General features: G+C 61.2%; 23 protein-coding genes. 13 read left to right on the top strand and 10 right to left on the bottom strand.

The features are described from left to right. Positions 1–24 precede the first annotated feature (24 nt). The gene (locus tag AU074_RS34415; protein WP_076014067.1) at positions 25–213 is read left to right on the top strand and encodes a hypothetical protein; all 189 of its coding nucleotides are present in this window, start codon (positions 25–27) and stop codon (positions 211–213) included. Next, on the top strand, positions 191–2698 hold the full coding sequence (hrpB, locus tag AU074_RS06770; RefSeq protein WP_076014066.1) for an ATP-dependent helicase HrpB: 2508 nt from the start codon (positions 191–193) through the stop codon (positions 2696–2698). The genes AU074_RS34415 and hrpB overlap by 23 nt, the downstream gene beginning before the upstream one ends. A 156-nt stretch (positions 2699–2854) precedes the next feature. On the opposite strand, the gene AU074_RS06765 is transcribed toward hrpB, so the two are convergent. Continuing rightward, a complete protein-coding gene (locus AU074_RS06765; protein WP_076014065.1) occupies positions 2855–3943 on the bottom strand; it encodes an endonuclease/exonuclease/phosphatase family protein in 1089 nt (362 codons plus the stop codon). 41 nt (positions 3944–3984) lie between these two features. Further along, entirely contained in the window at positions 3985–4644 is a 660-nt protein-coding gene (locus tag AU074_RS06760; protein ID WP_076014123.1) for a YciC family protein, read from the bottom strand. Positions 4645–4823: 179 nt separating this feature from the next. On the opposite strand from AU074_RS06760, the gene AU074_RS06755 reads away from it, so the two are divergent. The 3 genes from AU074_RS06755 to AU074_RS06745 all read left to right on the top strand — a co-directional run bounded on the left by AU074_RS06755 (position 4824) and on the right by AU074_RS06745 (position 6836). Next, complete coding sequence (locus AU074_RS06755; RefSeq protein ID WP_076014064.1) at positions 4824–5594, top strand: DUF2076 domain-containing protein; 771 nt, start codon at positions 4824–4826, stop codon at positions 5592–5594. Between the two features lie 129 nt (positions 5595–5723). Next, on the top strand, positions 5724–6200 hold the full coding sequence (locus AU074_RS06750; protein ID WP_017476223.1) for an NYN domain-containing protein: 477 nt from the start codon (positions 5724–5726) through the stop codon (positions 6198–6200). A gap of 24 nt (positions 6201–6224) precedes the next feature. Then, the gene (locus tag AU074_RS06745) at positions 6225–6836 is read left to right on the top strand and encodes a PolC-type DNA polymerase III (RefSeq protein ID WP_017476222.1); all 612 of its coding nucleotides are present in this window, start codon (positions 6225–6227) and stop codon (positions 6834–6836) included. A gap of 148 nt (positions 6837–6984) precedes the next feature. Here the strand turns inward: AU074_RS06745 and AU074_RS06740 are convergent, their stop codons facing one another. After that, on the bottom strand, positions 6985–7278 hold the full coding sequence (locus AU074_RS06740) for a DUF6124 family protein (RefSeq protein ID WP_076014063.1): 294 nt from the start codon (positions 7276–7278) through the stop codon (positions 6985–6987). A gap of 336 nt (positions 7279–7614) precedes the next feature. On the opposite strand from AU074_RS06740, the gene AU074_RS06735 reads away from it, so the two are divergent. Together AU074_RS06735 and AU074_RS06730 are read left to right on the top strand one after the other, a co-directional pair. Next, positions 7615–8181 (top strand): hypothetical protein, encoded by a 567-nt coding sequence (locus AU074_RS06735; protein WP_076014062.1) that lies wholly within the window; start codon positions 7615–7617, stop codon positions 8179–8181. Further along, the gene (locus AU074_RS06730; protein ID WP_076014061.1) at positions 8171–8467 is read left to right on the top strand and encodes an acyl carrier protein; all 297 of its coding nucleotides are present in this window, start codon (positions 8171–8173) and stop codon (positions 8465–8467) included. The genes AU074_RS06735 and AU074_RS06730 overlap by 11 nt, the downstream gene beginning before the upstream one ends. Before the next feature lie 62 nt (positions 8468–8529). On the opposite strand, the gene AU074_RS06725 is transcribed toward AU074_RS06730, so the two are convergent. After that, complete coding sequence (locus tag AU074_RS06725) at positions 8530–8991, bottom strand: Lrp/AsnC family transcriptional regulator (protein WP_010174823.1); 462 nt, start codon at positions 8989–8991, stop codon at positions 8530–8532. A gap of 160 nt (positions 8992–9151) precedes the next feature. On the opposite strand from AU074_RS06725, the gene yedA reads away from it, so the two are divergent. Then, on the top strand, positions 9152–10048 hold the full coding sequence (gene yedA, locus AU074_RS06720) for a drug/metabolite exporter YedA (RefSeq protein ID WP_076014060.1): 897 nt from the start codon (positions 9152–9154) through the stop codon (positions 10046–10048). A gap of 48 nt (positions 10049–10096) precedes the next feature. Further along, positions 10097–11428: a DEAD/DEAH box helicase gene (locus AU074_RS06715; RefSeq protein WP_076014059.1), complete on the top strand. Its 1332-nt coding sequence runs from the start codon at positions 10097–10099 to the stop codon at positions 11426–11428. Positions 11429–11683: 255 nt separating this feature from the next. Here the strand turns inward: AU074_RS06715 and AU074_RS06705 are convergent, their stop codons facing one another. Next, entirely contained in the window at positions 11684–12916 is a 1233-nt protein-coding gene (locus AU074_RS06705) for a TIGR03862 family flavoprotein (RefSeq protein WP_076014057.1), read from the bottom strand. Positions 12917–13088: 172 nt separating this feature from the next. After that, on the bottom strand, positions 13089–14009 hold the full coding sequence (locus AU074_RS06700) for a histone deacetylase (RefSeq protein WP_076014056.1): 921 nt from the start codon (positions 14007–14009) through the stop codon (positions 13089–13091). 76 nt (positions 14010–14085) lie between these two features. Here AU074_RS06700 and AU074_RS06695 point away from each other — a divergent pair, with 76 nt between their 5' ends. From AU074_RS06695 to AU074_RS06685, 3 genes are read left to right on the top strand one after another with little or no spacing between them, the layout of a single operon-like run. After that, positions 14086–14655: a GNAT family N-acetyltransferase gene (locus AU074_RS06695; RefSeq protein ID WP_076014055.1), complete on the top strand. Its 570-nt coding sequence runs from the start codon at positions 14086–14088 to the stop codon at positions 14653–14655. 41 nt (positions 14656–14696) lie between these two features. After that, on the top strand, positions 14697–15566 hold the full coding sequence (tesB, locus tag AU074_RS06690; RefSeq protein WP_010174840.1) for an acyl-CoA thioesterase II: 870 nt from the start codon (positions 14697–14699) through the stop codon (positions 15564–15566). Next, positions 15563–16150, top strand: coding sequence for an HAD family hydrolase (locus tag AU074_RS06685; RefSeq protein ID WP_076014054.1), 588 nt, complete (start codon positions 15563–15565; stop codon positions 16148–16150). The genes tesB and AU074_RS06685 overlap by 4 nt, the downstream gene beginning before the upstream one ends. A gap of 150 nt (positions 16151–16300) precedes the next feature. Here AU074_RS06685 and AU074_RS06680 read toward each other — a convergent pair whose 3' ends face one another. The 3 genes from AU074_RS06680 to AU074_RS06670 form a co-directional block, all read right to left on the bottom strand. Continuing rightward, positions 16301–17278 (bottom strand): hypothetical protein, encoded by a 978-nt coding sequence (locus tag AU074_RS06680; RefSeq protein ID WP_076014053.1) that lies wholly within the window; start codon positions 17276–17278, stop codon positions 16301–16303. After that, positions 17279–18166, bottom strand: coding sequence for a neutral zinc metallopeptidase (locus AU074_RS06675; RefSeq protein WP_076014052.1), 888 nt, complete (start codon positions 18164–18166; stop codon positions 17279–17281). It lies immediately after the preceding gene. Positions 18167–18402: 236 nt separating this feature from the next. Beyond that, positions 18403–18819 carry a membrane lipoprotein lipid attachment site-containing protein gene (locus AU074_RS06670; protein ID WP_076014051.1) on the bottom strand — a complete coding sequence of 139 codons (417 nt, stop codon included), beginning with the start codon at positions 18817–18819 and terminating at the stop codon, positions 18403–18405. Positions 18820–19004: 185 nt separating this feature from the next. Between AU074_RS06670 and AU074_RS06665 the strand changes: the two genes are divergently transcribed. After that, the gene (locus tag AU074_RS06665) at positions 19005–19883 is read left to right on the top strand and encodes a DMT family transporter (RefSeq protein ID WP_017477864.1); all 879 of its coding nucleotides are present in this window, start codon (positions 19005–19007) and stop codon (positions 19881–19883) included. Positions 19884–19888: 5 nt separating this feature from the next. Here the strand turns inward: AU074_RS06665 and AU074_RS06660 are convergent, their stop codons facing one another. After that, positions 19889–21223: an MFS transporter gene (locus AU074_RS06660; protein WP_076014050.1), complete on the bottom strand. Its 1335-nt coding sequence runs from the start codon at positions 21221–21223 to the stop codon at positions 19889–19891. Positions 21224–21293 lie beyond the last annotated feature (70 nt).

The following is a 21293-nucleotide window of genomic DNA, read 5'->3' as shown; positions in this document are numbered from 1 at the left end:
CTGAAATGAACGGTAGGAGCGAGCTTGCTCGCGAAAAACGTCAACGATAACGCGTACTGCCTGAATGTGCGCGGCGCTCTTGGGTTTTTCGCGAGCAAGCTCGCTCCTGCAAGTGAAGGGTATGCCTTTGAGACCACCACCGGCACCCGGCAGTTCGCCGTTATACTCGCCGCTCTGCTTTGGAGCCAGTATGAATTCGTTGCCAATCGATGATGTTTTACCCGCCCTGCGCGACGCCTTGGCGACGCGCCATGAAGCCGTGCTCGAAGCACCGCCCGGCGCCGGTAAAACCACACGGGTGCCGTTGGCGCTGTTGAATGAACCCTGGCTGGCCGGGCAAACCATCTTGATGCTCGAACCCCGCCGGCTGGCCGCCCGCGCAGCGGCAGAAAGACTGGCCAGCGAGCTGGGTGAAAAGGTCGGCGAAACCGTCGGCTACCGCATTCGCCTGGACAGTAAGATCGGCCCCAACACCCGTATCGAAGTGGTCACCGAAGGCATCCTCACTCGCCGCTTGCAGGATGATCCGGCGCTGGACGGCGTGGGTTTGTTGATCTTCGACGAGTTCCACGAACGCAGCCTGGACGCCGACCTGGCATTGGCCCTGAGCCTCAATGGCCGAGACCTGTTTCGCGATGAGCAGCCACTGAAGATCCTGCTGATGTCCGCCACCCTGGAAGGCGAGCGCCTGGCCGGGTTGCTGGACGACGCGCCGATCCTGCGCAGCGAAGGGCGCATGTACCCGGTGCAGATGCGCTGGGGTCGGCCATTCCAGCCCGGCGAATTTATCGAGCCGCGGTTGGTGCAGACCATCCTTGAAGCCCTGCACGATGAAACCGGCAGCGTGCTGGTGTTCCTGCCGGGCCAGGCGGAAATTCGTCGGGTCAATCAGCAGTTGGCTGACGCACTGGGTGATAACACCAATGTGCTGTTGTGCCCGTTGCATGGCGAACTGGACTTGGCGGCCCAACGCGCCGCCATCGACCCGGCGCCTGCCGGCCAGCGCAAAGTGGTGCTGGCCACCAACATTGCCGAGACCAGCCTGACCATCAACGGCGTGCGCGTGGTGATCGACGCCGGGCTGGCGCGGGTCCCGCGCTTTGACCCGGGCAGCGGCATGACCCGCCTCGACACCCAGCGCATCTCCCGCGCCAGCGCCACCCAGCGTGCCGGCCGGGCAGGGCGACTGGAGCCGGGGGTGTGTTATCGGTTGTGGTCCGAGGATCAACATGAAGGGCTGGCGGCGTATTCCAGCGCGGAAATTCTCTCGGCGGATCTTTCCGGTTTGGCACTGCAATTAGGCCGCTGGGGCGTGGCGCCGACTCAGTTGGTGTGGCTCGACGTGCCGCCAACCGCCGCTTATGCACAGGCCCAGGATTTGCTCGAGCGTCTTGGCGCGTTGAGCGATACCAAGCTGACCGCCCACGGCCAGAAAATGGCCGGGTTACCCGCGCATCCTCGTATCGCTCATTTGCTGTTGCGAGGTCAGGATTTGGGCTTGGCAAACATGGCCTGTGACGTAGCAGCGCTGCTGGGTGAGCGCGATATCTTGCGCGGCGCCGGCGCGGATTTGCACAGTCGCCTGGCGTTGTTATCCGGCGAAGAAAAGGCCCGTGGCACCCAAGGTGGCGTGCAGCGTGCCAAACAACTGGCCCGGCAGTACCGTGGCTATTTAAGAGGCAAGGCTGAGCAACCGGTCGCTGATCCCGATCATCCGCGCTGGCTCGGCGCGTTGCTGGCGCTGGCCTACCCGGACCGTGTCGCCCAGCAACGGCGTGCGGGCGGTGCCGAATACCGCCTGGCCAACGGCCGAGCCGCGCTGTTCGCCGAAGCCGACAGCCTGATGAAACAACCCTGGTTGGTGATCGCCGACCTGGGCAGCCGCCAGGGCCAGCGCGAAGAACGGATTTACCTCGCGGCGGATTTTGATCCGGCGTTGTTTGATTCGGTATTGGCCGAGCAGGTGCGCAACGTCGACCAGTTGGATTGGGACGAACGCGAAGGCGTGCTGCGGGCCGAACGCCAGCGCAAGGTCGGCGAACTGGTGCTCAGCCGCGAGCCGCTGACCGGCCTCGACGAATCTGCCCGCAGTCAGGCGCTGGTTAACCTGGTACGGCGCAAAGGCCTCGAACTGCTGCCCTGGACTCCTGAACTTCGGCAATGGCAGGCGCGGGTGATGCTGCTGCGTCATCTGGACACCGGCAAGGCCAGTGAATGGCCGGATGTCAGCGACAGCGCCTTGCTCGCCAGCCTGGAACATTGGTTGATGCCCTACCTGGGCAAGGTGTCGCGCCTGAGCCATTTTGCCAATCTGGATATTTCCAGCTTCCTGCATAACTTGCTGCCGTGGCCGTTGCCTGCGCGGTTGGACGAGCTGGCGCCGCACCAACTGAAGGTGCCGTCGGGCTCGTCGGTGCGTCTGGACTACAGCGAGCAGCCGCCGATTCTGGCGGTGCGCTTGCAGGAATTGTTCGGGCTGGCGGACACCCCACGGATTGCCGGCGGGCGGCAGGTGGTCAAGCTGCACCTGTTGTCACCGGCAAGGCGCCCGGTGCAGGTAACCCAGGACCTGGCGAACTTCTGGCGCAGTACTTACGCCGAGGTGAAGAAGGATTTGAAGGGGAGGTATCCGAAGCATTACTGGCCGGATGATCCGTTGATCGCTGAACCGACTGCCCGGATCAAACCGAGAAAGTAAGCGCGATGAAGATCAAATGTGGGAGTGGCGGTGCGACGATTCGACTTGCTCGCGAAAGCGGAGTGTCAGTCAATGTAGATGTCGACTGACCCAACGCTTTCGCGAGCAAGCCCGCTCCCACATAAATCGGTTTTCACAGAGTATTTGCAGTGTGGCTTACTGCGCGGCGGGCAACAGGAACCGCGCAATCACCGGCAAGTGATTGGAGATACGCACCGTATCGCTCTGCCGCACCTTGCTCTCAACCTTTTTGATTCGCGAACTGTAGAACAGGTAGTCCAGCGTACGATCCGGCCCGTCCACGGTCGGGTCATTCGGGAAATACGTCAGCCATTTATCCCGATCAATGCCGCTGGATTCGTTGTTGCTCGGGATCATTGGGTACTTTTCCCACAGCAGATGCAGCTCACTGTCCGGCGAATATTGCCCGCGTTTACCGGCGTCCAGGCGCAGGAACTGCCCCAGGGGCAACAGGTTGAAATCCCCGCCCATCAGCCATGGCGTGCCACGGCTTTCGAATTTATCCACCAGCTTGACGGTCGCCTGCACCTGTTCCAGCACCGCGTTGTGCCCGGGGGCCGTGCCGTCCAGGCGAGTATTGAGCACGGCCAACTGGCCGCCGTCGCTCAACGGCAGGTAGGTCAGCAATAACGCGGGTTTGGCCTGGAATTGACGGCTGATCAGATTGGCGCGGGCCACCGGCAATTGCAGGCGCTCGGCGTGTTCGATCTGGTAGCGGCTCATGGTCACCAGCTTGCGGCCGACGCTGCCGAAGATGTGCAGGTCGGGCACAAAGTCGGCTTTCCAGTCGAATGCCTGGACGCTGCACGGGTAGAGGTCGGCCAGGCGCTCCTGGAGCAAGGCCAGTTGGTCCTGGTAGCTGGAAGGCTTGGCGCCTTCGTCGACTTCCTGCAACAGCAGGATGTCTGGCTGCTCGTCGCGGATCACCCGTGCCACTTCGTCGAGGCTGGCGGCCATGTCTTCAACGGTGGGGCGGTCGTCCGGGCCGCTGCCGTCTGCGGTGTCGTACCAGAACACGTAGTTTTTGCCCGCCAGGTATTGCACGTTCCAGGTCATGACCTTGAGGGCCTGGCCCGGCAGCAGGGTCGGCGCACGGGGCGCGACGCAGCGGATGGGCAGGGTTTCCTTGTCGGCAGGGCGCCAGGTCAGGCTGTAGACCAAGCCGGTCAGCAGGCCCGCGAGGATCAGCAGGCCCAGCAAGGTAATGCGCAGTAATCGGGTCATCGGCTCGGCTTATGGCGTTGCAGGACAAGGCCCGGAGCATATCACCGCACGTCGGCGTCGCCACCAATCAACATAAACAGGCGGAACAACACCACGCTGGTGAACAGCTGCAGGAAGCTTTGCGCGCTGTCCATCAGCAGGCCCAGCAGCGGGTTCGGGTCCGGGTAGACCGCCACGCTGGCGCCCTTGAGCAACCACAGTGGGGTCATAACGCACAGCAGGCACACGAGGATGCGCCAGAAATGCCCACGGGTCAGGCGCAGGCTTTCCTTCATGGCCGACAGCGCCGACATGCCCCTCAGTACCAGCAAGTATTCGGCGAAGGCCAGCACCACCATCAGCCACAAGCCCGGCAGGAAATACAGAGACAGACCCAGCAGGATCAGCAGCGTGCTGACTGCGGTCAGCAAGGCAAAGCGCGGCCACAGGGTCAGGGCCATCGCCAGCACATCCAGGGTGCGCGGCGATTCGCCCCGGGTGCGGGCGTCGAGGAACAGGATCAGCGCGCCGGTGTACAGCGGGTACACCAACAGCCCGACAATCACGCTGTAGCCGGGAAATGCATCAGGGCCGAGGGTGTGGTCGAGCACCTGTTGCAGCAGGGCCTCGAGGATCACCAATGGCAGGCACAACTGCACGATGGCACCCAGGTTGCGCTTGAAAAAGAAAAAGGAGTCGCGCAGTACGTCTAACGGATTCATCAGGGTCTTCACAGGCCGAAAAGCAAGGGCGTTACTTTAACCGATCATGAGCAGATGCAAGCAAACGTAAACCTTGCGTAAAGACCATTGAAACAATCAGTAACAGCCCCATAACTGGGTTGTACCTTGCACATCGTGCGCAAGGCGAAGATTTCTACCGGCAATCTAACGAGGTCGCCATGAACAGCGAAGAGCAAACCCTGATCGATGGACTGTTTTCACGGTTGCAGCAAGCCGAAACGGACTCAGCCCCCCGCGACGCCCAAGCTGAAGCGCGGATCAAGGAGCACGTCACTCGCCAACCGGCCGCTGCGTACTACATGACCCAGTCGATTCTGGTGCAAGAGCATGCAATCAAGAGCCTTGATGCGCAGAACAAGCAGCAGGGCCAACAAATCCAGCAATTGCAGGACGAACTGCAACAGGCCAGGTCCCAGGCGGCGCAGCCAGCACCGAGCAGTGGCGGTTTCCTGTCGAGCATCTTTGGTGGTGGCTCCCGCGACCCGCAGCCTGCCCAGAACGCGCCTGCGTCCTCCGGCGGCGGCTGGCGTGAACCGGCGCGTGCGTCGTCTGGCGGGCAACCCGCACCGCAGCAGAACTACGGTGCCCCGCAGCAGAATTACCAGCAACCACAACAGGCCCCCGCAGCGCCGATCGGCAGCGGTTTCCTCGGCGGCGCACTCAAAACCGCAGCCGGCGTGGCCGGTGGTGTGATGCTGGCAGAAGGCATCAGCAGCCTGTTCAACCACAACTCGCAACAGCCGCAAGTGGTGGAAGAAATCATCCGCGAAGAACCGGCGCCGGCCAGCGATAACGGCAACTGGGGCAACGACGACCAGAAATTTGCCGGCAACGACAGCTGGGGCAGTGACAACAGCTCCGACAGCTTCGCCGACAGCGACTATTCCGACGACTCCTCCTCCTTTGGCGACGACGATTCCTTCGTCTGACCCACACTCAACCGGGGCGCTTCGTCGCCCCGGGCTGATTTTTCTCGGAAACTGCCTTGTGGCTGGCATACTGGCAACCTTTCCGGGCCTTTGAGTCCGGGGTCCATGCGCGTGTCATGAGGATTTGCGGTGAAAAAGATAGCCGTGTTCGCCGATGTTCAAAACCTCTACTACACCGTGCGCCAGGCGTACGGCTGTCACTTCAACTACGCCGCCCTGTGGGCTGACATCAGCCAGCGCGGGCAGATTGTCGAGGCGTACGCCTATGCCATCGACCGTGGCGACAGCAAGCAGCAGCAGTTCCAGCAAATCCTGCGCAACCTTGGTTTTACCGTGAAGCTCAAGCCTTACATCCAGCGCAGCGACGGCTCGGCCAAGGGCGACTGGGACGTGGGCATCACCATCGACATCATGGACGCCGCCGCCCATGTCGACGAAGTGGTGCTGGCTTCCGGTGACGGTGATTTCGACATGCTGCTGGACCGCATCATCAACAAGCACGGCGTCGAGGCTGTGGCCTACGGCGTGCCGGGGCTGACGGCCAACTCACTGATACGCGCCGCCAGCCGCTACGTGCCGATCGAAGGCGCGTTGCTGCTTAAATAGATTTTCGACGGAGTTGGAACAGGTTTGGAACGTATAGCGGTCATCGACTTTGAAACCACCGGCATCCAGCCGAGCAGCAGTTGCCGGGCCACGGAAATTGCCGTGGTCATCCTGGAGCAGGGCCAGATAGTGGACCGCTACCAGAGCCTGATGAACGCCGGCGTACGCGTGCCGGGGTTTATCGAGCAACTGACCGGCATCAGCAACGCCATGCTGCGCACTGCGCCGTCGGCGGAGCGGGTGATGAACGAGGTGAACGAGTTTGTCGGCACCACACCGCTGCTGGCCCACAACGCCGCGTTTGACCAGAAGTTCTGGGATTTCGAGTTGGGGTTGATCCGGCGTACGCGTTTGCAGAAGTTTGCCTGTTCACTGTTGCTGGCGCGGCGCTTGATGCCAGCGGCGCCGAATCACAAGCTGGGTACGCTGACCTCATTTGCCCAACTGCCCCACACCGGCAAGGCTCACCGGGCGATGGCGGATGCGGAGATGGCGGCGAACCTCACCGCGCATCTGGCCCAGGAACTGCGCCGCACCCACGGGTTGCGGGAGCTGTCACACGAACTGCTGTGCAGCTTGCAGAAGGTTCCGGCGGCGAAGATCAATGATCATCTGAAGAAGCATCGCGGGTTCTGACGCGCTCAAGCCGAATGCCCTCTTCAACATCACGAAGATCCAAATGTGGGAGCGGGCTTGCTCGCGAATGCGGTGTATCAGCAAACACATGTGCTGACTGACACGGCGCCTTCGCGAGCAAGCCCGCTCCCACATGAGTTTTGCGGTGTTATTGAGGCTGTAAACAGTCCAGCGACCGATCCACCACCACCTTCGCCATCTCCACCAAATGCATCACCGCCCGCTGCTGCCCGTTCATGGGTTCGCCGGGTATCTGTGCGGTTGCCACGGCGCAATGCAGCAAGTCGGCCGCCCGTGCCAGGGCGTCTTCGAAACTCATGTTGTCGTTGAGCACGAAGGGTGCGCCGTCCGGAGCGGAGGCTTTGAGGTAGTAATCGATGGCGCGGCGGGTGAGGGTGTTGTCGCTGAGGATTTCTTCGTGGGAATTGGTTGTTTTGATCATGGGGGAAACTCCTGAAACTGAAGCTAATACCTCCCGCAAATCGGACTTGCACATCCGGTCACCGAATGGTCGATGACCGGGCGAGACTAGCGATGTGAATCAGCGCCGGCAAGCTTTGAAAGCCCTCTAGGAAAGGTCCTGCAAATGAAAGGGATCAGTCTTGCTGGCCCTCAAAAAGTACGCCCGCCAGAGAGGCGCCTATCAGTACTAAGAATAGTAAGTAGGCTAATTCCACAGATGCTATCGGAAGCATCTGTTTTTCCACGCGCCCCAGATTTTGTGTGATCTACCTCCCTAACATCCTCCCTGCCAATCACATGCAGGGAGGTATACCGCATGCAAGAAAGTGATCTTCACACTGCAATCATGCAGAGCAAGCGCGAACTAAGGCGATATGGCATTGATCTGGGCTTCACCTCACGCATTGCGTTCGATGTCAGTAGCGTGATGACTAGTTGCCCAGCTGTCATGTTATTACCTAGTCCATTGGGTAATGTCAGCTCCCCGAATTATCAGATTCTAAGGGCCATCCACACGGACCCCAGTGTTCCCAGCACAACCATCGAAGACCTGTGGAAGTGCACGCAGGAGCACTATGGTTTGACGGCGGCGACTGCTATTACTACGGCTGCCGGAATACCGATAAGCAAGATATCGGTGGGAGCCTGGGTTCAGGTTGGCTCAAGCAAAACGACCAATATTACTAGCTACATTGGCTGGCGATTCTTCCCGCGAACGCTGATCCGGCAGCCAACATTGGCCAAGATGGCAAAAGCCACTTTTGGCACCGTGCGTGTGTTTGGCATTATTGGCCGAGGTATTCCTTTTGTGGCGGTAGGGTTGGCAGTCTTCGATCTGGTCAGTATTGGCAAGTGCGCCTATGAGGCAAGAAATGGAAAGTAATCTGAGTCGTGAGGAAATCTGCGAAAAAGTGATTCAGCTTTTTCTCGAGGTCATTGGCTTCATCGATCGAAGCCAAGTGACAGAGCAAACAGACTTTATTCATGACTTTGAGATCATTGATGACGACCTGACTTGCTTCGTCATGCAGATCAAGTGGCAGTTCGATTTGCGCGCGACCCAGGAAGACTGGAATGGCATTACCACCATCGAGCAAATCGTCGAATTGATTGTGCGCAGCGGTGAAGCTACTGACGCCATCGCGGGCAAGCCCGGCTCCCACAGTTGAGCGCGTTGCCTGGCTGGATGCGATCAAAGGTGGGAGCCGGGCTTGCCCGCGATGGCGATAGATCAGCCACCATTCTTCCCATTCCCCTCCAACTGCCCCAACGGCACCCGTCGTTCTATCGCGCTCGACAAGATGATCGAGGTCTTGCTGAACCCAAACTTCGCCACCCGATTGATCAAACTCTCCAACTCCGGCATCGACCCCACCGCTGCCTGCATGATTACGCACGGATCGCCGGTCACCCGATGGCACTCAGTCAATTCGGGGATTTCCGCCAGTGCGTCGTAAACCTTCTGGCTCCCATGGTTGGTCAGCCGCAGCTCAATCACACACTGAATCGGCAACCCCACCTTCGACAGGTCAACCTTGGCCTGATACCCGGTAATCACACCACTGGCTTCCAGTTTCGCCACTCGCTCAGCCACGGCGGGCGCGGACAGGTTCACGGTGCGCGCCAGTTGCGCGTAGGACGCGCGGCCGTCTTCCAGCAGGGCGCTGAGAAGCATGCGGTCGTATTTGTCCATGATAAGGCTCCGGGAACGGGTGGCTTTCGAAAGCACGGTTTATAGCCTTGATAACCATGTTTTGAAAAGTGTACGGGCGCTTTAAACAGGTTTTGTAACTTATGTTTGCGGCCGGGGATTTCTAAAATAACGCTCCTTTGTCCTGCCGCAGAGCTACCCAATGCCTGGCCCACGTCGCTTTCCCTTACCGTTGATCGCTGCCTTTTTTGCGTTGTATGTGATCTGGGGGTCTACCTACCTGGTGATCCGCATTGGTGTGGAGTACTGGCCGCCATTGCTGCTGGCGGGTATTCGCTTTATGACAGCGGGTGCGCTGATGTATGCCTTCCTGCGCTGGCGTGGGGCGCCGGCGCCGACGTGGGTGCAGTGGAAGGCTGCCGCGAAGATCGGCATTTTGCTGCTGACCTTCGGCAACGGCGCGGTCAGTGTGGCCGAGCATACGGGCGTGGCGTCCGGGGTTGCCGCGTTAGCGGTGGCGACCGTGCCGTTGTTCACCTTGCTCTGTGGTTATTTCTGGGGCGCGCGTAATACCCGCCTGGAATGGGCCGGGGTACTGCTGGGGATTATCGGCATCGCCATGCTGAATATGGGCTCCAACCTGCAATCGAGCCCCACCGGTGCGGCCTTGCTGATTTTTGCGGCGGCGGCCTGGGCCTTTGGGTCGGTGTGGAGCAAGCATTTGCCGCTGCCTCAAGGTGCGATGGCCAGTGCGGCGGAGATGCTGATTGCTGGCGCCGTGCTCCTGGTGCTCAGTGCCGTCAGCGGCGAACACCTGCAAGCCATGCCGCCGCTGGAAGGCTGGCTGGCCTTGGCGTACTTGACTGTGTTCGGCTCGATCATCGCCTTCAATGCCTATATGTACCTGCTCAAGCACGTGCGCCCGGCGGCAGCCACCAGCTATGCCTACGTCAACCCGGCGGTGGCGGTGTTGCTCGGGATTGTGTTTGTCGGCGAGACCATCGGCACGGAAGAAGCCCTGGCGATGTTGGTGATCATCAGCGCTGTGCTGCTGATCAGCCTGCCACAGTGGCGAAAGCCGAAACCGGAAATAAGGTAAACTGCCGCGCATTGCGACCTTGCGCTGACTTTTTCCTACGGTATTACCATGACTTTCGCCACACTTGGCCTGATCGAACCCTTGCTGCGCGCCCTTGAGACGCTTGGCTACCAGACCCCGACGCCGGTGCAGGCGCAAGCCATTCCGGCGGTGCTGGCCGGTCGCGACCTGATGGCTGCGGCCCAGACCGGCACCGGCAAGACTGCCGGTTTCGCCGTGCCGCTGCTGCAGTTGCTGACCATGGAAGGGCCGAAAGTCAGCGCCAACTCGGTGCGCGCGCTGATCCTGTGCCCGACCCGCGAGCTGGCCGAGCAGGTTCACGCCAGCGTCGCCGAGTACGCCCAAAACTTGCCGCTGACCACTTACGCCGTATACGGCGGCGTGAGCATCAACCCGCAGATGATGAAGCTGCGCAAGGGTGTTGATGTACTGGTGGCCACCCCTGGCCGCCTGATCGACCTGTTCCGCCAGAACGCGCTGAAACTCAACCAGCTGCAAACCCTGGTGCTGGACGAAGCCGACCGCATGCTCGACCTGGGCTTCTCCGAAGAACTGGCGAACATCTACCGCATGTTGCCGAAAAAGCGCCAGACGTTGCTGTTCTCCGCAACCTTCTCCGACGAGATCCGCCAGTTGGCCGGGCAGATGCTGATTGACCCGCTGACCGTCGAAGTCAGCCCGCGCAACGTCGCTGCCAACACCGTCAAGCAATGGGTGGTGCCGGTGGACAAGAAGCGCAAGGCGGAACTGTTTGTGCACCTGATGCGCAAGGGCCGCTGGAAGCAAGTGCTGGTGTTCGCCAAGACCCGTAACGGCGTGGATGCGCTGGTGGAAAAACTCCAGGGCCTGGGCATCAATGCTGACGGGATTCACGGCGACAAACCACAAGCCACTCGCCAGCGCGCGCTGGATCGCTTCAAGAGCAGTGACGTGCAGATCCTGGTGGCTACTGACGTAGCGGCCCGTGGCCTGGACATCGAAGACTTGCCGCTGGTGGTCAACTTTGACCTGCCGATCGTAGCTGAGGATTACATCCACCGCATCGGCCGTACCGGTCGTGCGGGCAACACCGGTGAGGCGATTTCCCTGGTGTGTGCGGATGAAGTGAACATGCTGTCGGCCATTGAGACGCTGACCCGTCAGACATTGACCCGGAAGATGGAGCAGGACTTCGAACCGGAGCATCGCGTGCCGGACACCGATGCCACTGGCCAGGTGGTGAAGAAGCCGAAAAAGCCGAAGAAACCCAAGGCGTCCGGTGGCGGCAAGCGCAACCTGGGCAAGTGGGTGGAGAGTGGCGAAGTATCGGTGGCTGAGCCGTCGATCAAGCCAGTGCGCAAGGTGCCTGCGTTTAATACTGGCCCGCGCAAGAAGAAGTAAGGTCACTGTAGCGAGGGAGCGTGCTGTGGTGAGGGAGCTTGCTGTGGCGAGGGAGCTTGCTCCCGCTGGAGTGCGCAGCGCTCCCGCTTTTTTTGGGGCCGCTACGCAGCCCAGCGGGAGCAAGCTCCCTCGCCACAGGTAATAACGATCGTTCCCACGCTCTGCGTGGGAATGCATCCTGTGACGCTCTGCGTCAGCTTCAGAAGCGGACGCGGAGCGTCCAGGGCGGCGTTCCCACGCGGAGCGTGGGAACGATCAGTCCTTCAGCCACTCCAGCATGCCGCGCCCAGCCACTCGCCCGCTGGCAAAACACCCCGTCAGCAAATACCCGCCTGTCGGTGCTTCCCAATCCAGCATCTCGCCTGCGCAAAACACGCCCGGCAATTGCTTGATCATCAAGCGTTCATCCAGCGCCTCAAACGGCACACCGCCCGCAGTACTGATGGCTTCGTCCATCGGCCGGGTTTTCACCAGCGTCAGCGGCAGCGCCTTGATATCCACCGCCAACTGCGCCGGATCATTGAAATGCTCGGCCGGGGTCAATTCCCGCAGCAGCGCCGCCTTCACCCCATCCAATCCCAACTGACTGTGCAAATGCTTGCTCATCGAGCGTGAGCCGCGTGGCTTGCTCAGCGCTGCAATCACCTTGTCCAGTGGCCTGCCCGGCAACAGGTCGATATGCACCGTGGCCGATCCATCCCGATTGATCGCCTCACGAATCGGCGCCGACAACGCATAGATCAGGCTGCCTTCGATGCCTGTGGCGGTGATCACGCATTCACCTAGCCGAGGTTTATCGTCCGCTAACCCGATGGCGACGTTTTTCAACGGTGCCCCGGCGAATTTGCTGACCATCAATTCGCTCCAGGCTGACACCTCGAAGCCACAGTTACTCGGTTGCAACGCTGCGTAAGGCACGCCTTGGTCTTCCAGCAACTTCAGCCACGCCCCGTCCGAACCCAGCCGCGACCAGCTGCCGCCGCCCAACGCCAGCAGCACCGCATCCCCGCGCACACATTTGTCGCCTTCGGGGCTGTGGATAAGCAGGCTGCCGTCTGAATTCCAGCCCAGCCAGCGATGACGGGTGTGGATAACTACCCCTTGGTCCCGCAGGCGCTTGAGCCAGGCGCGCAGCAGCGGGGCGGCTTTCATGTCGGTAGGAAACACCCGGCCGGAACTGCCGACAAAGGTTTCAATCCCCAGCCCATGTATCCATTCGCACAACGCTTCGGCACCGAACTGACGCAGCAACGGCGCCATGAACGGCGCCCGCTCGGCATACCGCGACAAAAACGCCGGGTAGGCTTCGGAGTGGGTGATGTTCATGCCGCCCACGCCCGCCAGCAGGAACTTGCGGCCAACCGACGGCATACCGTCGTACAAGTCGACCCGGACTCCGGCCTGGCTCAACACTTCCGCGGCCATCAGCCCGGCAGGGCCGCCGCCGATGATGATGACGTGTTGAGGTGAGGTTTGAGGCTGGGGCATGGGGATAACTGCGGTTCGGCAAAGTAGGCCGAGCATTCTACCCGAGGACGGCGAAACTGCCTGATCAAAAAATGAACAGCTTTCTGCAGCCCATGCAGCTTATGGCTTGCAGAGGCTTTCACTCAGGTTATCCACAGGCAGTTCCACAGCGATTGTGGGTAAGGTGCATAACTCAATGACAACCGGATGACGTCCAGACCCGCTGCGCACTGTGGTGCAGGATCCCGTGGCGACGGGCCAGGGCAGGGCGGTCTTTGCTGTAGCCACCGCCGATCACGCCGACCACCGGAATATCGCGGCCCAGGCAGTGGCGCATCACGCTTTCATCACGGGCGGCGACGCCTTGGTCTGTCAGCTTGAGGTAGCCGAGGGCGTCGTCCTTGTGCACATCTACGCCGGCGTCATACAGCACCAGGTCGGGCTGATACAGCGGCAGCAGGTAATTGAGGGCATCGTCGACCACCTTGAGGTAGTCCGCGTCGCCCATGCCCATCGGCAGCGGGATGTCCCAGTCGCTTTCGGCCTTGCGGGCGGGGAAGTTTTTTTCGCAGTGCAGGGACACGGTGATCGCGTCCGGGGTGTCGTGCAGGATGCGCGCGGTGCCGTCGCCCTGGTGCACGTCGCAGTCGAAGATCAGCACCCGGTTGACTCGCCCGTTGGCCAGCAGGTAACGGCTGATCACCGCCAGGTCATTGAAAATGCAGAAACCTGCCGGGTAATCGTAGTGGGCGTGGTGGGTGCCGCCGGCCAGGTGGCAGGCCAGGCCGTGCTCCAGGGCCTGCTCGGCGGCCAGCAACGAGCCGCCCACCGCGCGCACGGTGCGCCGGGCCAGGGCTTCGCTCCAGGGCAGGCCGAGGCGCCGCTGGTCTTCGCGGGACAACTCGCCGCTCATGTAGCGTTCGATATACCCAGGTTCATGGGCCAGGGCCAGAATCTCGGCAGGGCAGAGTCCCGGGCGCAGCAATTGGCTGTCCTTGGTCAGGCCGCTCTCCACCAGGTGGTCGCGCAACAGGCGGAATTTATCCATGGGGAAGCGGTGGTCCGCCGGGAACTCGGGGCTGTAGTCGTCGTGGTAGATCAATGGCAAAGGCATGGCGATTTCTGACGGGAACCAGCGACGGATCTTAACAGCGCCTTACACTCACGCACATGGCAAGGGAGGGGGACCAATGGAGCCGATACTGGAATTGGAAAGCGCACGCCTGGTGCTGCGCCAATGGAGTGATGCCGACCTGCCGGAGTTTGCGCGCATGTGCGCCGACCCGCAGGTGATGCGTTATTTCCCGGCCACCTTGAGCCGCCTGGAAAGCGCTGCGCTGATCGGGCGTATTCGCGGCCATTTTGCCGAGTACGGTTTCGGCCTGTGGGCGTTGCAGCGTAAGGACAGCGGCGAATTCATCGGCCTCACCGGCTTGCTGAATGTCAGCTTCGAGGCGCCGTTCACCCCGGCGGTGGAGATCGGCTGGCGCCTGGCCAAGGAACACTGGGGCCTGGGCTACGCCAGTGAGGCGGCATGGACCGCCCTGCGCTGTGGTTTCGACCGGCTGAAGCTGGACGAGATCGTTTCGTTTACCACTGAAGCCAATCTGCCATCACAAAAAGTCATGCAAGCCATCGGTATGCATTACGATCCCCTGGCAGATTTTGAACACCCCAAGGTCGCAGCGGATGACCCGGTGCGGCATCATGTGTTGTATCGCATCACCCGCGCCCAATGGTTGGACACGCTGCACGGATAAGCAGCCCGGAATGCCCAATAGATTGTTGTAGGAGATGCTCTATGAGCCAAGTGTTGGAAGATCTGGTGGACCTGCTGACCCTGGAGCCGATCGAGGAAAACCTCTTTCGTGGCCGCAGCCAGGACCTGGGCTTTCGCCAGTTGTTCGGCGGCCAAGTGCTCGGCCAGTCGCTGTCGGCGGCCAGCCAGACCGTTGAAGAAACGCGGCATGTGCATTCGTTGCACGGTTACTTCCTGCGCCCGGGCGATGCGGCGCTGCCGGTGGTTTATTCGGTCGACCGAGTGCGCGATGGCGGCAGTTTCAGCACGCGCCGGGTGACGGCGATCCAGAAGGGCAACCCGATCTTCACGTGCAGCGCTTCGTTCCAGTACGACGAAGAAGGCTTCGAGCACCAGACCACCATGCCTGTGGTGGTCGGTCCGGAAAACCTGCCGTCGGAGCTGGAACTGACCCAACAGCGCGCGCACCTGATTCCTGAGCACATGCGCGAAAAGCTGCTGTGCCCCAAGCCGATCGAAGTGCGGCCGGTGACCGAGAAAGACCCGTACAACCCGCAGCCGTCCGACCCGGTCAAATACGTGTGGTTTCGCGCGGATGGCGCCTTGGCCGACTCGCCGGCGCTGCACAAATACCTGCTGGCCTACGCCTCGGATTTCGGCCTGCTGACCACTTCGCTGCTGCCCCATGGCAAAACCGTGTGGCAGAAAGACATGCAAGTCGCCAGCCTCGACCACGCGCTGTGGTTCCACGCCGACCTGCGTGCCGATGACTGGTTGCTCTACGCCATGGACAGCCCGTGGGCCGGCAATTCCCGTGGGTTCTCCCGGGGCAGCGTGTACAACCGCGCCGGGCAACTGGTGGCGTCGGTCACGCAGGAAGGCTTGATTCGTCATCGCAAGGATTGGGCATGAGCCTGAGTGATGTGAAGCATTGGGTGTTCGACATGGATGGCACCCTGACGGTGGCCGTGCATGACTTTGCGGCGATTCGGGTGGCGCTGGATATTCCGGCGACTGACGACATTCTTACGCACCTGGCGGCATTGCCTGCTGATGAAGCAGCAGCCAAGCATGCGTGGCTGCTGGAGCATGAGCGTGAGTTGGCGCTGGGTTCGGTAGCGGCTGAGGGCGCGGTGGAGTTGGTGCGGGAACTGGCCGGGCGTGGTTATCGCCTGGGTATCCTGACGCGCAATGCGCGGGAGCTGGCCCATGTGACGTTGCAGGCAATCGGCCTGGCAGACTGCTTTGCGGTTGAGGATGTGTTGGGGCGTGATGATGCGCCGCCCAAGCCTGATCCGGGTGGTTTGTTGAAACTGGCGCAAGCGTGGGAAGTGGCGCCGCAAGAGATGGTGATGGTCGGTGATTACCGATTTGATCTGGATTGTGGGCGGGCGGCGGGGACCAGGACGGTGTTGGTTAACTTGCCGGATAACCCGTGGCCGGAACTCGCGGATTGGCATGCCGAAGATTGTGCGGTATTGCGTCGAATGCTCTAAACCCAGGCAATGAAGATCAAATGTGGGAGCGGCGGTGCGACGATTCGACTTGCTCGCGAATGCGGTGTGTCAGTCAATACATATGCTGACTGATCCACCGCATTCGCGAGCAAGCCCGCTCCCACATTTTTGATCCGGTTTCTTCAGTGGTTATTGGAACAGTACTTTCTGCCCTTCAGGCGACGTAAACATCTTGTCCCCGTCATGCCCAACCCCCGGCACTTCCACCAGCTTATGGCCCAACTGCGGATGCCGCTGCTTGAGGTAGTCAAAGTAGTTGTGCCCGCGAATCAACCGATACGCACCCTGGGTTTCAGCCCCACAGCTCTTGTCCAGCGCCGGGTGATTCGGGTCGGTGTCTTGCTGGCCCAGCAGGTAAGTGACATTGCGCGACACGTACGCCTGCTCAAGCTGCTCGGCACTTTGCCCCTTGGCGTAGGCCGGCAGGTTTTGCATGCCGTATTTCCAGTCATTAAAGCCCGGGCAACTGGCCACATCGAACTTCACCGGCCGTTGCGGGCTGAAGTACGCGTAGGACGAAGGGTTGGCCACCACGTAGCGCAGGCTGATGCCTTCGGTTTGCAGTAGCGGGTGATCATGCCCGGTCAGTGCAAAACGCTGCACCACTTGGCCGCCGCCAGAATGGCCGGCCACCACGATTTCCTTCAGGTTCGGGAACAGCTTGCGGTTGCCCAGGTGCTTGATGATCTGGTCCAACGCGCCGTAGGAGCTGATTTGGCCCGGGCCGGTGGACGGCTCGCCGGCCATCCAGTCATTGCTGTTCCAGCGCAGGGTCTGGCTGTCGATCTGGTTGCGCTTGATGTCGGTCTGGTTGAGAAACTGCGGCGCAATCACCAGGGTATTGGCGTTTTGCCCTGCGGCTTCGGCGGCTTTTTCGCCGCTGCCCAGGTAGGTCATGGCGTTGCGCAGGCGGCCATGCACGATGATCAGCGCGCGGGTGACTTGAGGCAGTGGCTGGCGCCAGTCCTGGCTCAAGCCGACGCTCAGGTCGCCGGCATCCAGGTGAAAACGATCGGGACTGACCACCTTGACGCCATGCTCGGCAGCCCAGGTGGGAGTGGAACAGGTGATCAACAAACCTAACAGCAGACCCAGTCGTTTATTCATTTAAAGGCTCTTGGCGGTAAAGGTGTCGCATTGAGTGATCTGGCCCTGGGCAAAGCCGGTCTTGAACCAGCGAACCCGCTGTGCCGAGGTGCCGTGGGTAAACGAGTCAGGTACCACGCGGCCCTGGCCCTGTTGCTGCAAGCGATCATCGCCGATGGCGTTGGCCGCATTCAGTGCCTCTTCAATGTCGCCGGGCTCCAGCCAGTTCAGGCGTTTTTGCGCGCGGTTGGCCCACACCCCGGCGAAGCAGTCGGCTTGCAGCTCCTGGCGCACCAGCAGGCCGCCGTCGCCTTGCATCTGCCGGCCTTGCTGGCGGGCTGCCTGAATCTTCGCCGAGATGCCCAGCAGCGTCTGAACGTGGTGTCCGACTTCATGGGCGATCACGTAGGCCTGGGCGAAATCCCCGGCGGCCTTGAAGCGTTGGGACATTTCCCGGAAGAAATCCAGGTCCAGGTATACCTGTTGGTCTGCCGGGCAATAGAACGGCCCGCTGGCGGACGTGGCGCCACCGCAGGCGGAGTTCACCCGGCCGCGGAACAGGATCAGTTTGGGGTTCTTGTAGCTCAGGCCGTTTTCCTGGAACACCTGGGCCCAGGTGTCTTCGGTGTCGCCGAGGACGGCGCGCACGAAGTCGGCCTGTTCATCATTGGCCGGCGGTGCCTGGCGGGTTTGCGGGCTGACGGAGGGCGCTTGCTCGGTGAGCTGGCCGCTGAGTTGCCCGAGGATCTGCATCGGGTCCTGGCCGGTCAGCCAGCCGATGCCGACGATCAGCACGATCGCCGTCAGGCTCAGGCCCTTGCCGCCGCCAAAGCGCATGCCGCCACCACCACCGCTGTCATCGCGGGCGTCCACCACGTTGTCGCTGCGTCGGCCTTTTTTCCATAGCATGTGGCAATCCTCTTGATGGTTCTGCAGCTCAGTGTTGTTGGTGTGTAGGGTTGGCGCCAGTCCGGCTGTCGGTGGCGAGGGGGCTTGTCCCCCGTTGGACTGCGTAGCAGTCCCAATAAGAACACCGAATCCTTCCAGAAAGAACACTTTGGCCTGCTATGGGGCTGCTGCGCAGCCCAACGCGGGGCAAGCCCGCTCGCCACAGGTAATGGGTGTCCAGCGGGAAGTTATGGGTGTCAGTCGCGGCAATAACCTTCGCCGGTGTCGACGATCAGGCAGTCTTTCTTGTCGGCCAGCCATTTCAGGCCGGTGGCTTCGCCGTCGCCGGCGCTCAGGATCTGCGGGCCGTCCGGGCGTTCAAAGGTGATGCCGTCTTCAGAGGCCTGGCCCTTGAAGGTGCCGGAATCATCGTCATCCAGGCCGTATTTCATGGTCAGTACATAGTGGCCGCGGCCAATGCTGTCGTCCTTGGCGATGGTCAGGTTCAGGCCTTCGACACCAATCCACTTGCCGACCCATTTGTCGGTGGGCAGCACTTCCGGTACCAGCGTCGCTTGGACGGAGGGCGGTGCCGGTGCTCTGGCGGTCTCGGCTTGTTTGTCGCAGGCGCTGAGCAGCGCCAGGGTCGAAAGAATAAACAGGGTTTTTTTCATGGTACGAAGGCCTTGGTTAAAAAACGCGCAATGGGCGGGCGGACGTGAGCGTTGGACTGGAAAACCGCAATTTAGTGCGCTGTTCGAACAGTGTTTGGTTATGCTCTTGAGCGAGGCGCGTCACCCGTTCTAGATTATGCCGCGGTATGCGGCGGTCATTTCAGCCTGCCACTCAAGAGAATGCAATGACCCTCAGCACCCCACTTTCCGGCGTCAACCACCCACTCAAAGGCATTTTGCTGATTGTGGTGGCCACTTTTCTGTTTTCCAGCCACGACGCGCTGTCCAAATACCTGGCCGGGTTTTACCCGATCGTGATGGTGGTGTGGGCCCGTTACCTGGTGCATACGCTGTTGATGGCCGGGATTTTCCTGCCGCAATCAGGGCTGCGGGTGCTGCGCAGCAAGCGCCCTTTGCTGCAGGTGGCGCGCGCGTTGTGCCTGCTGGGTACCAGCCTGTTTTTCACGGCGGCGTTGCACTTTATCCCGTTGGCCGAGGCCACGGCGGTCAACTTTCTTGCGCCGATCCTGGTCACTGCCTTGTCGGTGCCGCTGCTGGGTGAGCACGTGACCCGTGGCCAATGGCTGGCGGTGATTTGCGGGTTCATCGGGGTGCTGATCATTGTGCACCCGGGCGGTGAGCTGTTCACCCCGGCGGTGTTGTTGCCGCTGACGTCCGCGCTGTTCTTCTGCTTCTACCAACTGCTCACCCGCATCCTCAGCAAGTACGACACGCCCACCACCAGCAACTTCTTCGCCGGGCTGTGCAACACCTTGGTGATGAGTGCGCTGGTGCCGTTCTTCTGGCAAGTGCCGAGCCTGTGGCATGGGGTGTTGATGCTGGCGCTGGGCAGTTGCGGGATGACCGCGCACTTGATGCTGACCCAGGCGTTCCGCTTCGCGGCGCCGGCCCTGCTGGCGCCGTTCGGCTATTGCCAGATCGTGTTTGCGGGGTTGTTGGGCTGGCTGGTGTTCAACCACACCCCGGACCTGACCACGGTGGTCGGGATCGGGGTGATTTGCCTGAGCGGGTTGGCCGCTGCCTGGCAGCAGCGGCGCAGGTAGGAGAATCAGGCCTCGACGGTCGGAATCTTGCGCGGCGCCATAAAGTACATCCAGATCAGCGCGATGAAATACATCGCCGGAATCAGGGTGAACAGCACCGTGTAGTTGTTGTTGGTCACGGTCAGGATATGGCCGACGATCTGGGTCATGAACATCCCGCCGATGGCCGCGCACATGCCGCCAAAGCCAAACACCGTGCTCATCATGTGCTTGGGTGTGTAGTCCATCACCAGGCTCCAGATGTTGGCCGTCCAGGCCTGGTGCGCGCCGATGGCCAGGGAGATGGCAAACACCGCGACCCACAACTGGCTGGAACCGGCGGCCATGATCACCCCGACGATGCAGCACGCGAACAGCAGCATGGATAACAGCCGCGCCTTGATCGGATTCATCCCACGGCCGATCAGGAACGAAGACAGAATCCCGCCGCCGATGCTGCCGAAGTCCGCCGTCAGGTAAATGATGATCAGCGGGATGCCCATCTGGGTCACGTTGATGCCCAGGTTGTATTGCTGATTCAGGAACGGCGGCAGCCAGTACAGGTAGAACCAGAACACCGGTGCGGTCAACGAGTAGGCGAGGGCGAAGGCCCAGGTGCCGCGCATGCGCAGGATGCGGCTGAACGGCACGCGGGGTTGTTCTGGCTCGACTTCCTGCTGCACGTAGTCCAGTTCCGATTGCTTCACGCTCGGGTGGTCTTCCGGGTTGTAGTACTTCAAACCCCAGAACACCAGCCAGATCGCACCCAGTGCCGACATGCACAGGAACGCGGCCTGCCAGCCCCATACATGGAGGATCAGCGGCAGCAGCATCGGCGTCATCATCGCGCCGACGTTGGTGCCGGCATTGAAGATCCCGGTGGCCACTGCCCGCTCGCCAGCAGGGAACCACAGGCGAGTGGTCTTGACGCAGGCCGGGTAGTTGGCAGCTTCGGTCAAACCGAGAATGAACCGACACACCATAAAGCCTACGGCCGAAGTGGCCAGGCCATGGGCGCCGGTGGCCAGGCTCCACAGCAGCACCGCGCAGAAAAACACGCGCTTGACGCCGACCCGGTCGATCAACCGGCCTTGCAGCACAAAGCCGATGGCGTAACCCACCTGGAACCAGAAGTTGATGTTGGCGTAGTCCATCGCCGTCCAGCTCATTTCCTTGGCCAGGATCGGCTGCATCACGCCGAGGGCGGCGCGGTCGATGTAGTTCAGGGTGGTGGCGAAAAACACCAGGGCCAGCATGCCCCAGCGGGTTTTACCGACAGCCATGGCGCCACGGATTTTGTCGCCGATGCCGCTATGGGGATTGCTGTGGCGCACGGCCACGGCGGGATTTTGCGAAGGCATGAGGAAGTACCCGTTTTTTTGAAATTTTTATGGTGTGTTCAGGGTCTTGGTTAACCGAGGCCACTCAACC

It is taken from the genome of Pseudomonas sp. ATCC PTA-122608, from assembly GCF_001952855.1.
Lineage (GTDB): Bacteria > Pseudomonadota > Gammaproteobacteria > Pseudomonadales > Pseudomonadaceae > Aquipseudomonas.
This window is presented reverse-complemented; position numbering and strand designations above follow the sequence as displayed.

Bases quoted from the DNA above. Each gene is read 5' to 3' on its own strand.
- hrpB (WP_076014066.1), top strand. From the start codon at position 191: ATGAATTCGTTGCCAATCGATGATGTTTTACCCGCCCTGCGCGACGCC.
- AU074_RS06765 (WP_076014065.1), bottom strand. From the start codon at position 3,943: ATGACCCGATTACTGCGCATTACCTTGCTGGGCCTGCTGATCCTCGCG.
- AU074_RS06760 (WP_076014123.1), bottom strand. From the start codon at position 4,644: ATGAATCCGTTAGACGTACTGCGCGACTCCTTTTTCTTTTTCAAGCGC.
- AU074_RS06755 (WP_076014064.1), top strand. From the start codon at position 4,824: ATGAACAGCGAAGAGCAAACCCTGATCGATGGACTGTTTTCACGGTTG.
- AU074_RS06740 (WP_076014063.1), bottom strand. From the start codon at position 7,278: ATGATCAAAACAACCAATTCCCACGAAGAAATCCTCAGCGACAACACC.
- AU074_RS06735 (WP_076014062.1), top strand. From the start codon at position 7,615: ATGCAAGAAAGTGATCTTCACACTGCAATCATGCAGAGCAAGCGCGAA.
- AU074_RS06730 (WP_076014061.1), top strand. From the start codon at position 8,171: ATGGAAAGTAATCTGAGTCGTGAGGAAATCTGCGAAAAAGTGATTCAG.
- AU074_RS06725 (WP_010174823.1), bottom strand. From the start codon at position 8,991: ATGGACAAATACGACCGCATGCTTCTCAGCGCCCTGCTGGAAGACGGC.
- yedA (WP_076014060.1), top strand. From the start codon at position 9,152: ATGCCTGGCCCACGTCGCTTTCCCTTACCGTTGATCGCTGCCTTTTTT.
- AU074_RS06715 (WP_076014059.1), top strand. From the start codon at position 10,097: ATGACTTTCGCCACACTTGGCCTGATCGAACCCTTGCTGCGCGCCCTT.
- AU074_RS06705 (WP_076014057.1), bottom strand. From the start codon at position 12,916: ATGCCCCAGCCTCAAACCTCACCTCAACACGTCATCATCATCGGCGGC.
- AU074_RS06700 (WP_076014056.1), bottom strand. From the start codon at position 14,009: ATGCCTTTGCCATTGATCTACCACGACGACTACAGCCCCGAGTTCCCG.
- AU074_RS06695 (WP_076014055.1), top strand. From the start codon at position 14,086: ATGGAGCCGATACTGGAATTGGAAAGCGCACGCCTGGTGCTGCGCCAA.
- tesB (WP_010174840.1), top strand. From the start codon at position 14,697: ATGAGCCAAGTGTTGGAAGATCTGGTGGACCTGCTGACCCTGGAGCCG.
- AU074_RS06685 (WP_076014054.1), top strand. From the start codon at position 15,563: ATGAGCCTGAGTGATGTGAAGCATTGGGTGTTCGACATGGATGGCACC.
- AU074_RS06680 (WP_076014053.1), bottom strand. From the start codon at position 17,278: ATGAATAAACGACTGGGTCTGCTGTTAGGTTTGTTGATCACCTGTTCC.
- AU074_RS06675 (WP_076014052.1), bottom strand. From the start codon at position 18,166: ATGCTATGGAAAAAAGGCCGACGCAGCGACAACGTGGTGGACGCCCGC.
- AU074_RS06670 (WP_076014051.1), bottom strand. From the start codon at position 18,819: ATGAAAAAAACCCTGTTTATTCTTTCGACCCTGGCGCTGCTCAGCGCC.
- AU074_RS06665 (WP_017477864.1), top strand. From the start codon at position 19,005: ATGACCCTCAGCACCCCACTTTCCGGCGTCAACCACCCACTCAAAGGC.
- AU074_RS06660 (WP_076014050.1), bottom strand. From the start codon at position 21,223: ATGCCTTCGCAAAATCCCGCCGTGGCCGTGCGCCACAGCAATCCCCAT.